The sequence below is a fragment of the Adlercreutzia equolifaciens genome, from assembly GCF_029076695.1.
Lineage (GTDB): Bacteria > Actinomycetota > Coriobacteriia > Coriobacteriales > Eggerthellaceae > Adlercreutzia > Adlercreutzia equolifaciens_A.
The window spans coordinates 1-389 of sequence record NZ_JARFIK010000103.1 but is presented as its reverse complement, the minus strand read 5'-3'; the positions used below and the strand labels follow the sequence as shown (position 1 = coordinate 389).

The window sequence follows — 389 nt, the reverse complement described above, 5'->3', positions numbered from 1 at the left end:
TGATGATCAGGCCGGGGCGCAGCGGCACGAAGGTGGCGTCGATGTGGATCGGGTACGGGTCGCCGGGGAAGTTCACGGCGTGCACGCGGTACTCGGGGTAGTAGCGCTGGAACCAGTCCATGGCGGCGCGGTTGGTGGTCAGGCCGTGCTGGATGAACAGGTCCTTGCCCATGCGCATCACGTCGGCGGCGTCCCACATGGGCTCCACCTCGGTGGTCACGAAGTCCTTCGCGGCGGTGCGCTGCAGGCGCTCCTCCAGGGAGATCTTCTCATCGTAGTAGTTGTGCTTGTAGGACTTGTCCGTCAGGCGCGGGCGGGGGGCCTGGGTCCACTTGAAGTCCGGGTCCTGCTCGAAGTACATCTCCATGAGGTCCCAGTAGGCCAGGTAC

1 pseudogene is annotated in these 389 nt (G+C 65.0%); it reads right to left on the bottom strand.

The annotated features are described in order from the left end of the window. Window positions 1–389, bottom strand: a pseudogene (locus PZH32_RS11645) (serine/threonine protein kinase); the annotation flags it as partial.